The sequence below is a fragment of the Pseudoduganella namucuonensis genome (assembly GCF_900116645.1).
GTDB classification, from domain to species: Bacteria; Pseudomonadota; Gammaproteobacteria; order Burkholderiales; family Burkholderiaceae_D; genus Rugamonas; species Rugamonas namucuonensis.
The window spans coordinates 159,561-171,936 of record NZ_FPBO01000011.1 but is presented as its reverse complement, the minus strand read 5'-3'; the positions used below and the strand labels follow the sequence as shown (position 1 = coordinate 171,936).

Annotated in this window: 12 protein-coding genes; 10 read left to right on the top strand and 2 right to left on the bottom strand. The window is 68.8% G+C overall.

All coding sequences use genetic code 11. The features are described 5' to 3' along the window. Nucleotides 1-10 precede the first annotated feature (10 nt). The 4 genes from BM436_RS14145 (at nt 11) to BM436_RS14130 (ending at nt 4,819) form a co-directional block, all read left to right on the top strand. Nucleotides 11-247, top strand: a complete 237-nt coding sequence (locus BM436_RS14145; protein ID WP_093556167.1) for a hypothetical protein — start codon at nt 11-13, stop codon at nt 245-247. Between the two features lie 141 nt (nt 248-388). Next, nucleotides 389-1,561 (top strand): tetratricopeptide repeat protein, encoded by a 1,173-nt coding sequence (locus BM436_RS14140; protein WP_093556201.1) that lies wholly within the window; start codon nt 389-391, stop codon nt 1,559-1,561. Then, the gene (locus BM436_RS14135) at nt 1,558-2,748 is read left to right on the top strand and encodes a HupE/UreJ family protein (RefSeq protein WP_093556166.1); all 1,191 of its coding nucleotides are present in this window, start codon (nt 1,558-1,560) and stop codon (nt 2,746-2,748) included. Before BM436_RS14140 ends, BM436_RS14135 begins: the two co-directional genes overlap by 4 nt. 4 nt (nt 2,749-2,752) lie before the next feature. Continuing rightward, complete coding sequence (locus BM436_RS14130; protein ID WP_093556165.1) at nt 2,753-4,819, top strand: TonB-dependent receptor; 2,067 nt, start codon at nt 2,753-2,755, stop codon at nt 4,817-4,819. Between the two features lie 14 nt (nt 4,820-4,833). Here BM436_RS14130 and BM436_RS14125 read toward each other — a convergent pair whose 3' ends face one another. Together BM436_RS14125 and BM436_RS14120 are read right to left on the bottom strand one after the other, a co-directional pair. After that, nucleotides 4,834-5,541 carry an anti-sigma factor gene (locus BM436_RS14125; protein WP_093556164.1) on the bottom strand — a complete coding sequence of 236 codons (708 nt, stop codon included), beginning with the start codon at nt 5,539-5,541 and terminating at the stop codon, nt 4,834-4,836. Next, a complete protein-coding gene (locus tag BM436_RS14120) occupies nt 5,538-6,125 on the bottom strand; it encodes a sigma-70 family RNA polymerase sigma factor (RefSeq protein WP_093556163.1) in 588 nt (195 codons plus the stop codon). Before BM436_RS14120 ends, BM436_RS14125 begins: the two co-directional genes overlap by 4 nt. Nucleotides 6,126-6,442: 317 nt before the next feature. Between BM436_RS14120 and BM436_RS14115 the strand changes: the two genes are divergently transcribed. From BM436_RS14115 to BM436_RS14090, 6 genes are read left to right on the top strand one after another with little or no spacing between them, the layout of a single operon-like run. Then, complete coding sequence (locus tag BM436_RS14115) at nt 6,443-6,769, top strand: hypothetical protein (protein ID WP_093556162.1); 327 nt, start codon at nt 6,443-6,445, stop codon at nt 6,767-6,769. Nucleotides 6,770-6,823: 54 nt separating this feature from the next. After that, nucleotides 6,824-7,495, top strand: coding sequence for a phosphoribosyltransferase (locus BM436_RS14110; RefSeq protein ID WP_093556161.1), 672 nt, complete (start codon nt 6,824-6,826; stop codon nt 7,493-7,495). Between the two features lie 53 nt (nt 7,496-7,548). Continuing rightward, on the top strand, nt 7,549-8,355 hold the full coding sequence (locus tag BM436_RS14105) for an IclR family transcriptional regulator (RefSeq protein ID WP_093556160.1): 807 nt from the start codon (nt 7,549-7,551) through the stop codon (nt 8,353-8,355). Nucleotides 8,356-8,371: 16 nt separating this feature from the next. Continuing rightward, nucleotides 8,372-9,526 (top strand): acyl-CoA dehydrogenase family protein, encoded by a 1,155-nt coding sequence (locus BM436_RS14100; protein ID WP_093556159.1) that lies wholly within the window; start codon nt 8,372-8,374, stop codon nt 9,524-9,526. Continuing rightward, nucleotides 9,526-11,196, top strand: a complete 1,671-nt coding sequence (locus tag BM436_RS14095; RefSeq protein ID WP_093556158.1) for a class I adenylate-forming enzyme family protein — start codon at nt 9,526-9,528, stop codon at nt 11,194-11,196. The genes BM436_RS14100 and BM436_RS14095 overlap by 1 nt, the downstream gene beginning before the upstream one ends. Then, nucleotides 11,189-12,343 (top strand): ABC transporter substrate-binding protein, encoded by a 1,155-nt coding sequence (locus tag BM436_RS14090; RefSeq protein WP_093556157.1) that lies wholly within the window; start codon nt 11,189-11,191, stop codon nt 12,341-12,343. The genes BM436_RS14095 and BM436_RS14090 overlap by 8 nt, the downstream gene beginning before the upstream one ends. Nucleotides 12,344-12,376: the final 33 nt, after the last annotated feature.

Below are 12,376 nucleotides of genomic sequence, written 5' to 3'. Positions count from 1 at the left end.
GGAGGCCGACATGAACAAGCTTGCAAGCATTGCCGCGCTGTTGCTGCTGAGCGCCTGCGGCGGCGGCGGACATGACGGCGGCGGCACCACGCCGCCCGTCATCACCCCGCCGGTCGTCACGCTGGACGCCTTCTTCAAGTCGGTGACGGCCTTCGTCGGGGCGTCGCCGGAGGACAAGGAGCCGGAGGAGATCGACGCCGTCGCCGCCACCATGCCGGAAGACTTGGAGCCGGAGAAGGTGGAGTAAGGGTGCCCGCCGTGCCCGCCGTCGTCCCCGCGCAGGCGCGGGACCCAAGTTTCGGGCACCGCCAGGAACTTGGGCTCCCGCCTGCGCGGGAACGACGGGATACGGTCCACCAGCATTTCCAACACATTTCCGCACAACGCCATGAAACCACTTACCCTGATTGCCCTGGGCCTGTGCGCCTTGCAGGCCGCCGCCGCTCCCTACGTGCCCGCGTCGGGCGCCCAGGTCATCGAAACCCTGCCGCGCCGAAGCGATCCCGGCCAACAGGAGCTGCTGCGCATGCGCGCGCGACTGGCGGCCAATCCCAAGGACCCCGCCACCGCCGCCGCGCTGGCGCGGCGCTACATCGCCATCGGCCGCGGCGCGTCGGATCCCCGCTACAACGGCTACGCGCAAGCCGCGCTGGCCCCGTGGTGGACGCAGCCGGCGCCGCCCACCGAAGTGCGCATCCTGCGCGCCACGCTGAACCAGTCCACCCACCGCTACGCCGAGGCGCTGGCCGACCTGGAGGCCGTCACCAAGGCCGCCCCGGGCGAACCGCAAGCCTGGCTCACGCGCGCCACGGTGCAAACCGTTGTCGGCGACTACGGCGGCGCCACCGCCAGCTGCGCGCGCCTGTCGTCGCTGGCCGACGAACTGGTGGCCACCACTTGCCTGGCCAACACCGCCAGCATCACCGGACGCCTGGCACCGAGCATCCGCCTGCTGGACGCCATCCACCTCCGCGGCGCGGGCGCCCCAGCCGAACTGCGGGCATGGTCGCTGACCCTGCTCGCCGAATTGTGCGAACGCCATGGCGACGCGGCAGGCGCCGAGGCGCGCTACCGGCAGGCCCTGGCCATCAGCCCGGACGATGGCTACCTGCTGGGCGCCTACGCCGACTTCCTGCTGGTCCAAGAGCGTCCACGCGAGGTCACCGCGCTGTTGCGGGACCATGGCCGCGTGGACCCCCTGCTGCTGCGCCACGCGCTGGCCCTCAAGCTGGGCGGCGAATCGCCGGCGCAACTTGCGGACGCGCGGCGCGAACTGGCCGCCCGCTTCGACGCCGCGCTGCGCCGGGGCGACAGCGTGCACCAGCGCGAACAGGCGCGCTACGAGCTGCACCTGCGGGGCGACACCGCCGCCGCGCTCGCGCTGGCGAAGAAGAATTGGGCCGTGCAGAAGGAGCCCGCCGACGCCCGCCTGCTGCTCGAAGCGGCGCTGGCCGCGCGCGACATCGCCGCCGCGCGGCCGGTGCTGCGCTGGATGGCCGACACGGGATTCGAGGACCGCCAGGCCGCCGCCCTGGCCGCGCGACTGGGGAAAGCATCATGAGCCTCGACAAACCGGTACAGGCCCTGCTCCTGCTGCTCGCGCTAATCTGCGGCCCCGCAGCCGCCCACAAGCCCAGCGACAGCTATCTCACCCTCAACGTGGAGGGCCGGCGCATCGAAGGCCAGTGGGACATCGCCCTGCGCGACCTGGACTTCGCCATCGGCCTGGACGCCGACGGCGACGGCCGGCTGACCTGGGACGAAATCCGCGGCCGCCACCCGGACATCGCCGCCTACGCCCTGTCCCGCCTGCGGCTGGCCAGCGGCGACGCCGCCTGCGCCGTCACTGCCGGCGGGCAGCTGATCGACCATCACACCGATGGCGCCTACACCGTGCTCAAATTCCGGGCCAGCTGCCCGGCCGCGCCGGCGACGCTGCGCATAGCCTACAGCGCCTTCGCCGGCATCGACCCGCAGCACAAGGGCCTGGCGCGCATCGTCCGCAATGGCCGCACCATCAGCGCCATCTTCGGCGCCGACAGCCCCGAGCAGGCGTTCACGCTGGCCACGCCCGACCGCCTGCAAGAGTTCGCGGACTACGTGAAGCACGGCGCGTGGCACATCTGGATAGGCTACGACCACATCCTGTTCCTGATCTCGCTGCTGCTGCCCGCCGTGCTGGTATGGCGCGACCGCCGCTGGCGCCAGGCGCCGGACTTCCGCGGCGCCGCCATCGACGTGTGCAAGATCGTCAGCGCGTTCACGCTGGCGCATTCGATCACCCTCAGCCTGGCCGCGGTGGGCGCCGTGTCCCTGCCCTCGCGCTGGATCGAATCCGCCATCGCCGCCTCGGTCATCCTGTCCGCGCTGAACAACCTCGCGCCGGTGGTGCACGGCAAGCGCTGGCTGGTGGCCTTCGTGTTCGGCCTGATCCACGGCTTCGGCTTCGCCAGCGTGCTGGCCGATCTCGGCCTGCCGCGAGGCGCGCTGGCGCAGGCGCTGGTGGGCTTCAACGTGGGCGTGGAACTGGGACAGCTGGCCATCGTGGCCGTGTTCCTGCCGCTGGCCTACGCCATGCGCCGCGGCTGGGCCTACCAGCGCCTGGTGATGGCGGGCGGCTCGGCCGCCATCCTGCTCGTATCCACCGTGTGGCTGGGCGAGCGCGCCTTCGACCTGCGGCTTCCGGGACTGGCGCGGGCGTCGGCATTTGCATCCACATCCAGCCCCGATACCGTACGCTCGGAATAAAGCCATGAAGACTCAAGCCCGTTTCACGGCCATCGCGGCCCTGCCGCTGCTGGCCGCGGCTCCGCTCGCGCCGGCGCAGGCGCAAGCGCCCAAGGTCGACCCGGTGGCCGTGGTGCACGTCGTCGGCCACTACGACAACGCCGTCGGCACCTCGGACGCCGCCAGCCATGGCGCCATCCACGCGGACCTGCTGGCCAACCGCCCGGTGATGCGCACCGGCGAGCTGCTGGAATTCGTGCCCGGCATGATCGTCACCCAGCACAGCGGCGACGGCAAGGCCAACCAGTACTTCCTGCGCGGATTCAACCTGGACCACGGCACCGACTTCGCCACCCACGTCGACGGCATGCCCGTCAACATGCGCACACACGCGCACGGCCAGGGCTATTCGGACATGAATTTCCTGATTCCCGAACTGGTGCGGCGCATCGACTACGGCAAGGGCGGCTACTTCGCCGCCGACGGCGACTTCTCGTCGGCCGGCAGCGCGCGCTTCCGGCTAGCCGACAAGCTGGCGCAAGGCACGGCCGCCGTCACAATCGGCGGCAACGACTACCGCCGCGCGCTGCTGGCCGACTCCTTCGGCCTGGGCGGCGGCACGCTGCTGTACGGCCTGGAGGCCGTGCGCAACAACGGTCCATGGGAAGTGCCGGAGCGGACCCGCAAATACAGCGCCACGCTGCGCTACAGCGCGGGCACCGCCGGCGACGGCTACAGCGTCACCGCCATGGCCTACAGCAACCGCTGGACGGCCACCGACCAGATCCCGCTGCGCGCCGTCGAATCGGGCCAGCTAGGCCGGTACGGATCGCTGGACGCCAGCGACGGCGGCGACACCTCGCGCCACAGCCTGTCCTACGCGATGCGCAAGCGCTTCGGCGAGCGCCTGTTCGAGGCGGACGCCTACGTGCTGCGTTCCTCGCTGGACCTGTTCAGCAACTTCACCTACCTGCTGGCCGATCCGGACCGGGGCGACCAGTTCCAGCAAAGCGAAAGGCGCGGCGTCGCGGGCGCCAGCGCCAGCGTGTCCTGGCCCGGCAAGGCCGGCGGCGTGGAACTGCGCCACAAGGCAGGCGTGCAGCTGCGCTACGACAGGCTCTCGCCGGTCGGCCTGTACAACACCGCGCGGCGCGAACGTACCGGAGTGGTGCGGGAAGACCGCGTCAAGGAAGGCAGCGCGGGCTTCCATTATGAAAACGTGGCCCAGTGGCTGCCCACGCTGCGCAGCGTGGCGGGCCTGCGCTACGACACCTACCGATTCAACGTGGACAGCGGCATCGAAGGCAACAGCGGCAAGGCGCGCGACGGTGTCTTCTCGCCCAAGCTGTCGCTGATCCTGGGGCCATGGAACAAGACCGAGTACTTCGTCAATTTCGGCAAGGGCTTCCACAGCAACGACGCGCGCGGCGCAACGCAGACGCGGCTCCCGGATGGCGGCTCGTCGCGGCCCGTCACCCCGCTCGCGCCCACGCGCGGCATGGAGCTGGGAGTGCGCACCGAAATCGTCCCCGGCCTGCAAAGCTCCTTGTCGCTATGGAGGCTGAAACTGTCCTCGGAACTGGTGTTCATCGGCGACGCGGGGGAGACGGAGGCGAGCCGCGCCAGCCGGCGCAGCGGCATCGAGTGGAACAATCACTACATGGCCGCGCCATGGCTGCTGTTCGACCTGGACCTGGCCCTGTCCCGCGCGCGCTACTCGGAGCACGACCCGGCGGGCGACCGCGTCCCCGGTTCGCTGAGCAAGGTGCTGTCCTTCGGCGCCACCGTCAACGGCAATGGCCCGTGGTACGGCGCCGTCAACCTGCGCCACTTCGGCCCGCGCCCGCTGGTGGAGGACAACAGCGTGCGCTCCGCGCCGACCACGCTGGCCAGCGCCCGCATCGGCTACAAGATCACCCCGCGCACCCGGTTGACGCTGGACGTCTTCAATCTCTTCAACCGCCAGGCCAGCGACATCGACTATTACTACCCGTCGCGGCTGCGCGGCGAGGCGGCTGAAGGCGTCGGCGACCGGCATTTCCACCCGGTGGAACCCCGCTCGCTGCGCCTCACGCTCACGCACAACTTCTGATCACATCACGCGCATCACATTACCCTTACCCAGGCGCCCTTGTACAGCACCGGCCCGGTGGGCGCGTTCGGATTCGGCGAACCGCCCTTGGGCTCCAGCGAGATCGCCAGCAGCGCCACGTCGTCGCCGATCGCGCGCGCGTTCAGCGCCAGCGTGGCGCCGCGGTTATCCGCCAGAATGCCCAGCGAACGTGTCTGGCCGGCCTTGGTGATGGCCCACAGATGCAGGGTCTTATCGTCCGGCACCGCCACGTTGTTCACGACGCGCACCTCCATGGTGCCCTGGCGCGTGTCGCCGATCAGCAGCAGCGCGGTTTGCGCCTTCTCGTCGGTCAGCGTGGCCACCTGGTCGATGACCGGCGCCTGCGTCACGCGCAGCGCGACGGTGACCGCCAGCACGGCGGCCACCGCGCCCGTGGCCAGGCTGAGACCGCGCCAGAAGGCCAGCGTATCGAGATTGCGCCAGAACTCCCAGGGCTTGCGCTGGGACGGCAGGTTCAGGCGCCGCTCGATGCCGCGCCACACGCCGCTGCCCGGCCGCTGGACGCCGGAGAATTCGGCCATCGGCATTAGCCGGTCGCGCCACTCGTCGACGGTGCGGCGCAGGGCCGCGTCGTTGTGCATCCAGCCCTCGAAGCGGCGGCGCGCGCCGCCCCTCAGCGTGCCAAGCACATATTCGGCGGCCAGCTTTTCACGCAGCGGCGGATTGTCGCGGATGTTCATGCGCGCTCCCGCTGCGCCAGGCAGGTTTTGAGCTTCTCAAGACTGCGGCGTATCCAGGTCTTCACGGTACCGATGGGCAGCGTCAATTGCTGCGCCACCTCGCTGTGTGAAAGGTCGTGGAAGAAGGCCATGCCGACGGCTTGGCGCTGGCGGCCCTCCAGCAGGGACATGCAATACGCCAGCGCCTTCGCGTCGCCGCTGATTTGCAGCGACTCGATGGGGGTGGCCTTGGGATCGTGCAAGGCGTTCATTATGTCGTCATCAAAAGGTACGGCATCGCCGTCCAGCGCCGCGTCGCCGCGGCGGAGCACATCGAGCGCCTTGTTGCGCACGATGGTGGCCATCCACGTCATCGGCGCCGAAAGCTGGGCATTGTAGCCCCCGGCGTTATGCCAGATTGCCACAAAACCCTCCTGCAGGGCCTCTTCAGCCAGCTCCCGCTTATGCAATATACGCAGCGCGTAGCCGAACAGTTTCGCGGAAGTGGCGATATATAGCGAACGAAACGCGACGGCGTCGCGCCGCGCGGCCTCCTGCAGCCACCTTCCCAGCTGGGCAGGATCGGACTGAGATTCGATGGACACGGCGCACCTTCGGACGGTGGGAGGGGCATGGCGCCCCGATAGCCAAGGTTAACGCAGTATCAATATTGAAGCAACCGCAAAGTTGCCGTGCAACATCGGTGTCAGGCGCGACATTCGGACACGGCCTCGGCAGTGGTTGCCGTGAACCGCATAGCGACGCCGATGAGTTCGCGACTACGGCTGTGCTCCTGTCCGAATGTCGCGCCTGACACCGATGTGTTTTTGTCATGTTGCGTTGGGGTGGTGAAATTTTAGGCAGAGGGGTGCGTGCGGCGGGGGCTTGGGGTAGACTGGCGGCATTGCCGAAGGGAAAGGTCATGGGCGTGTCTGCGTTGAGTGCGGGGTTGTCGGGGTTGAATGCGAACATGGGGGCGCTCGGCGTCGCCGCGCACAATGTCGCCAATATGAATACCCGGGACTTCCAGGCGCGGCAGGCTAACTTCCAGGAGGCCAGCCCGGCCGGATCGGGCGTCACGCTGTCGAGCCAGGCGCGCGGCCTGGCCGCCGCCGAGGGGCTGTCCGACAGCGCCGTGGCCGGCGATATCACCAATTCCCTCGTCTACAAGGCCAGCTTCGAGCTGTCCGCCAAAGTCATCAAGGCGGCCGATGAACGCATAGGCACACTGATCGACATCAAAGCCTGACGCCGAACCTCCGGCGCGCTATGCTGTCTGGGTGGGTTTCGCATAGGAGCCGCCATGTCAGCCTTTGTCCTCTTCCATGACCGTATCGACGCCGGCCGCCAGTTGGCCAGCGCCATCTCCCAGCGGCGCCAAGCGCTGCGCCTGCGGCGCCCGCTGGTGCTCGCCATACCGCGCGGCGCCATCCCCATCGCCGCCATCGTCGCCGAGGCATTGCAGGCCGAGCTGGATGTGGCGCTGGTGCACAAGCTGGGCGCGCCGTTCAACCAGGAGTTCGCCATCGGCGCCATCGACGAGCACGGCAACCGCCAGTTGTCGCCGGACGCCGATCCGGAATCGGCCTGGCTGGCGGTGGAGTCCGCCCAACAGCTGGCCGTGCTGCGCCGGCGCCGCGAGACCTTCGGCGCCGGCCGTCCACCGGCCGATCCGGCCGGCCGTTCCGTGATCGTCGTCGATGACGGCCTGGCCACGGGCGCCACCATGTGCGTCGCCCTGTCCGCCGTGCGCGCGGGCTTGCCGCTGGAATTGATCGCGGCGGCGCCCGTCGCCTCGCAGGAGGCGGTGCAGCGGGTGGCCGCGCTGGCCGACCACGTGGTTTGCCTGCACGCGCCGGACTATTTCCACGCCGTGGGCCAGTTCTACGAGCACTTCCCGCAAGTGGAGGAGGACGAGGCCATCGCCACCTTGCGGCGTTTCGCTGTGCAAACCGCCATTCCACAAAACCATTGACACAGCCTGGGCAATTTGTCACACTTGCCTTTCAAACATAGCGAGGCCTGCCCATGGACGACGACATTGCGGTATTCGGCGGCGATGACGACGAGGGCAAGGACCGCCAGTTCGTCAACGCCCTGGCGCGCGGCCTTGAGCTGCTGCGCTGTTTCGGCCCCGGCGACCGCTACCTGAGCAACGCCGACCTGGCGCGCCGCACCGGCCTGCCCAAGCCCACCGTGTCGCGCCTGACCCACACCCTCACCACGCTGGGCTATCTGAACTTTTCGGACGTCACCAGCAAGTACCAGCTGGGCGCGGGCGTGCTCGCGCTGGGCTACCGCATGCTGTCGTCGCTGGACATGCGCACCCTGGCCAAGCCCATGATGGCGGAACTGGCCGAGCACGCGCAGGCCTCGGTGTCGCTGGGCGCGCGCGACCGTCTGAGCATGGTCTATCTGGAGACCTGCCGCAGCACGGCCAATGTGACCCTGCGCCTGGAGGTGGGCTCGCGCATCCCGTTGGCCACCACCGCGATGGGCAAGGCCCTGCTGTGCGTGCTGCCCGAGGCGGAGCGCGGCCAGTTGCTGGACCATGTGCGCGAGCGCGATCCGAACAACTGGCCACGTGTGCGCGCAGGCGTGGAGCAGGCCTTCCGTGACTATCAGGACCATGGCTTTTGCGTCTCGGCCGGCGAATGGCAGGGCGACGTGCACGCGGTGGGCGTTCCCATCATGGGCGTGGACGGCGAGCAGCCCATGTCGTTCAACTGCGGCGGCCCGGCCTTCGTGCTGTCGCGCGAGCGGCTGGTGGACGACCTGGGTCCGCGCCTGGTGCGGCTGGTGCGCGATATCGACATGCAGCTGGGCCGCGCCTGAACCGACAAGGAAACCGATGATACGTGACGATGAAACCCTGGCCATCCTGCTCGACAGCCTGCGCCGCTTTGTGCGCGAAGTGCTGGTGCCGCACGAGCACCAGGTGGCGGAGACCGACGAGATCCCGCCCGCGCTGGTGGCGCAGATGCGGGAACTGGGCCTGTTCGGCCTGTCCATCCCCGAGGCCTACGGCGGCCTGCAACTGACCATGGAGGAGGAGGTGCGCGTGGCCTTCGAACTGGCCCACGCCTCGCCCGCCTTCCGCTCGCTGATCGGCACCAACAACGGCATCGGTTCGCAAGGCATCGTCATCGACGGCACCGAGGAGCAGAAACAGCGCTACCTGCCGCGCCTCGCGGCGGGCGAGATCATCGGCTCGTTCGCGCTGACGGAGCCGGAGTCCGGTTCGGACGCGGCCTCGCTGCGCACCACGGCCGTGCGGGATTGCGGCGACTACGTCATCAACGGCACCAAGCGCTTCATCACGAACGCGCCGGAGGCGAGCATCTTCACGGTGATGGCGCGCACCGACGCCACCCGCCACGGCGCGGGCGCGATTTCCGCCTTCATCGTGGAACGCGGCACGCCCGGCCTTTCGCTGGGCAAGACGGACAAGAAAATGGGCCAGCGCGGCGCGCACACCTGCGACGTGATCTTCGAGAACTGCCGCGTGCCGGCCGCCAACCTCATCGGCGGCAAGGAGGGTGTGGGCTTCAAGACAGCGATGAAGGTGCTGGACAAGGGACGGCTGCACATCGCCGCCGTTTGCGTGGGCGCGGCCGAGCGCATGCTGGACGACGCGCTGCGCTACGCCATGGAGCGCAGGCAGTTCGGCCAGGCCATCGCCGAGTTCCAGCTGATCCAGGCCATGCTGGCCGACAGCAAGACCGAGATCTACGCCGCCAGGAGCATGGTGCTGGACGCGGCCCGCCGCCGCGACAACGGCGAGGATATCTCGACCGAGGCCTCGTGCTGCAAGCTGTTCGCGTCCGAGATGTGCGGCCGGGTGGCCGACCGCTCGGTGCAGATCCACGGCGGCGCGGGCTATGTGTCCGAATACGCGGCCGAGCGCTTTTACCGGGACGTGCGGCTGTTCCGCATTTACGAGGGCACGTCGCAGATCCAGCAGATCGTCATCGCGCGCAATATGATACGGGCGGCGCAGGGTTGATGGACGTCGCCACCCTGCTGGCTTCCCTGCCCGCGCGCATCAGCGACATTCCGCGCCTCCGGGCGGAGGCCGCGCCGGACGCGCCCGCGCTGTCCGAGGATGGGCGCATCGTCACCTATGGCGAACTGGCGGCGGCCATGGATGCGGCGGCCGCGCGCCTGCGCGCCCTGGGTGTGCGGGCGGGGGACCGGGTGATGATCGTGGGCGAAAACAGCGTGGCGCAGATCACGCTGATTTTCGCCTGCGCCGCGATCGACGCCTGGGCCGTCAACGTCAACGCGCGCCTGTCCGAACGGGAGGTGGACCAGTTCCGCGACCATTCGGGGGCGCGGCTGCTGGTCTACACCGATGCCGTCTCCTCCGAGGCGGCGGGCCACGCCAGGCGGCACGGCGCGGGCGTTGCGGGGCGGACCGGAGGCGCATCACCGGGGACAGACACGCGGTCGACGTCGCATGAACTTGCCGAGGCGTGTGGCGCGGAGTGTCTGTCCCCTGGCGCGCGGCGCGGCGGTGCACCCGCCGTGGAGGCCTGGACCGCCGGGCCTTTGAGCCAGGCCGCTGTGCAGGAACCTGTCTTCGCCGACGGCGCCCGGCAAGCCGCCGCGCTGATCTACACCACCGGCACCACCGGACTATCCAAGGGTGTGATGCTTTCGCATCGCAACCTGCTGTTCATCGCCGCCGTGTCCAGCGCCCTGCGCGGGCTGGCGCCGGGCGACCGGGTGTATGGCGTGCTGCCGATCTCGCACGTCTATGGCTTGGCGTCCGTCATGCTCGGCACGCTGTACGCGGGCGCCTGCCTGTACCTGCAGCCGCGCTTCTCGGTGGAGGCCCTGCTGCGCGCGCTGCGCCACGACAGGCTGACCATCGTGCAAGGCGTCCCCGCCATGTATGCCCGCCTGCTGGAGACGCTGGGCGGCGCGGAAACGCCGTTGGCCACCGACCTGCGCTTCGCCTACGCGGGCGGCTCGCCGCTGGACCCGTTGCTGAAGCGGCAGGTGGAAAAGCTGCTCGGCCAGCCGCTGCACAACGGCTACGGCATGACGGAGAGCTCGCCCACCATCAGCCAGACCCGCCTGGACGCGCCGCGCGACGACACCTCGGTCGGCTACGCCATCCCCGGCATCGAAGTCCGCATCGACGACGGCGGCGACGGCGTTGGCGAGCTGCTGGTGCGCGGCCCGAACGTCATGCTGGGCTATTACAAGGAGCCCGCGCTCACCGCCGCGGCCATCGACGCCGACGGTTGGCTGCGCACGGGCGACGTGGCCCGCCGGGATGGCGATGGCGCCCTGTTCATCGTCGGCCGCGCCAAGGAGCTGATCATCCACTCCGGCTTCAACGTCTACCCGCTGGAGGTGGAGACCGTGCTGAACGCCCACCCGGACGTCGTCCAATCCGCCGTGGTGGGGATTGGCGTGGCCAATGGCGAAGAGGAAGTGATCGCCTTCGTCGAACCGCATCCGCGCCGCAAGGGGGATGCCGCCGAGCTGTTGGAGGAACTGCGCGCCCACGCCGCAAGCCGGCTGGCCCACTACAAATGCCCGGCACGCATTATCATGATGGAAGCATTGCCAGCCGCGGCCACCGGCAAGATACTGAAAGGCCGCTTGCGGCAAATGGCGCAAGAGATGGCGCAGGACCAAATTACGGAGAATCCCCATGATTAAAATAGCCCTGGCAGCCATGATGGCTGCGGCTTTCAGCGGCGCGGCGCAAGCGGAAGAGTTCCTGGTGGGCGCCGAACTGCCCATGAGCGGCGCGCTGGCGCGCGTGGGCTCGGGCATGCACGAGGGCGTGATGGTGGCGGCCGAGGTGTTCAACCGAAACAACGGCAAGCACAAGGTCAAGATCCTCACCGTGGACGACGAGTCCACGCCCGCCAAGGCCATCGCCGCCGTCGAGAAGCTGGCCAGCCAGGGCGTGGTCGCCATCACGGGCGGCTACGGCTCCAACAATATCGCGCCGGCGTCGGACGCGGCCAACAAGCTCAAACTGGTCTACATGACTTCCGGCGGCGTGGACGACAGCCTGGTGTCCCGCGGCAGCAGGAACTTCTTCCGCATCAACAATACCGCCGGCTACGAGCGCGCCGTGCTGGGGCTGCTGGACGAAATGGGCGCGAAGTCGGTCTCCATCGTCTACTCGACCAAGGACGCCACCAGCGACCTGGCCGTGTCGGTGCAGAAGGCGCTGGCGTCCAAGGGCGTGAAGGCGGAAGCGCACTCCTTCGATCCGGCCATCACCGACTTCAAGCCCATCATCAACAAGGTGAAGCTGCAGGACAAGTCGGAAGTGCTGCTGATGGTGGGCTACGAGAACGACTACGTCGGCATCTTGCGCGCGGCGCGGGTGCTCAAGCCGTCGCTGAAGGCGCTGGTCGGCGTGTGGTCGCTGGCCACGCCGAAGATGGCGGCCGAGTTCCCGGACCTGATGCCCAATGTCTACGGCACCGCCCTGCTGCCCTTCCCCGCCACCTTCGAAACCGCCGACGGCAAGGCCTTCGCGGACACCTACCGGCAGCTGTACAAGAAGGAGCCGGACTACCTGGGCCAGTTCGGCTACGTGCAGGCGTCGCTGCTGTTCGACGCCATCGCGCGGGCGGCGGACAAGGGCACGGTGAGGAAAGGCGGCATCGCCGACGAGTTGCGCAAGACCGATCGCGGCACCTTGATCGGCCGCGTGCAGTTCGCCGCCAACGGCGACAACCCCAACTTCGTGCACCGCATGGGGCAGCACCAGGACAAGAAGATCGCGATCGTGTGGCCGAAGGAGCATGCCACGGGCAAGATGGCGTATCCCGCCGTGCCATGGTAAACCAACGTCAAAACCCGGGGTCAGACCCGTTGG

What these genes read in the sequence shown, in the direction of transcription:
- BM436_RS14145 (WP_093556167.1), top strand. Translation starts at nt 11, where the DNA reads ATGAACAAGCTTGCAAGCATTGCCGCGCTGTTGCTGCTGAGCGCCTGC.
- BM436_RS14140 (WP_093556201.1), top strand. Translation starts at nt 389, where the DNA reads ATGAAACCACTTACCCTGATTGCCCTGGGCCTGTGCGCCTTGCAGGCC.
- BM436_RS14135 (WP_093556166.1), top strand. Translation starts at nt 1,558, where the DNA reads ATGAGCCTCGACAAACCGGTACAGGCCCTGCTCCTGCTGCTCGCGCTA.
- BM436_RS14130 (WP_093556165.1), top strand. Translation starts at nt 2,753, where the DNA reads ATGAAGACTCAAGCCCGTTTCACGGCCATCGCGGCCCTGCCGCTGCTG.
- BM436_RS14125 (WP_093556164.1), bottom strand. Translation starts at nt 5,541, where the DNA reads ATGAACATCCGCGACAATCCGCCGCTGCGTGAAAAGCTGGCCGCCGAA.
- BM436_RS14115 (WP_093556162.1), top strand. Translation starts at nt 6,443, where the DNA reads ATGGGCGTGTCTGCGTTGAGTGCGGGGTTGTCGGGGTTGAATGCGAAC.
- BM436_RS14110 (WP_093556161.1), top strand. Translation starts at nt 6,824, where the DNA reads ATGTCAGCCTTTGTCCTCTTCCATGACCGTATCGACGCCGGCCGCCAG.
- BM436_RS14105 (WP_093556160.1), top strand. Translation starts at nt 7,549, where the DNA reads ATGGACGACGACATTGCGGTATTCGGCGGCGATGACGACGAGGGCAAG.
- BM436_RS14100 (WP_093556159.1), top strand. Translation starts at nt 8,372, where the DNA reads ATGATACGTGACGATGAAACCCTGGCCATCCTGCTCGACAGCCTGCGC.
- BM436_RS14095 (WP_093556158.1), top strand. Translation starts at nt 9,526, where the DNA reads ATGGACGTCGCCACCCTGCTGGCTTCCCTGCCCGCGCGCATCAGCGAC.
- BM436_RS14090 (WP_093556157.1), top strand. Translation starts at nt 11,189, where the DNA reads ATGATTAAAATAGCCCTGGCAGCCATGATGGCTGCGGCTTTCAGCGGC.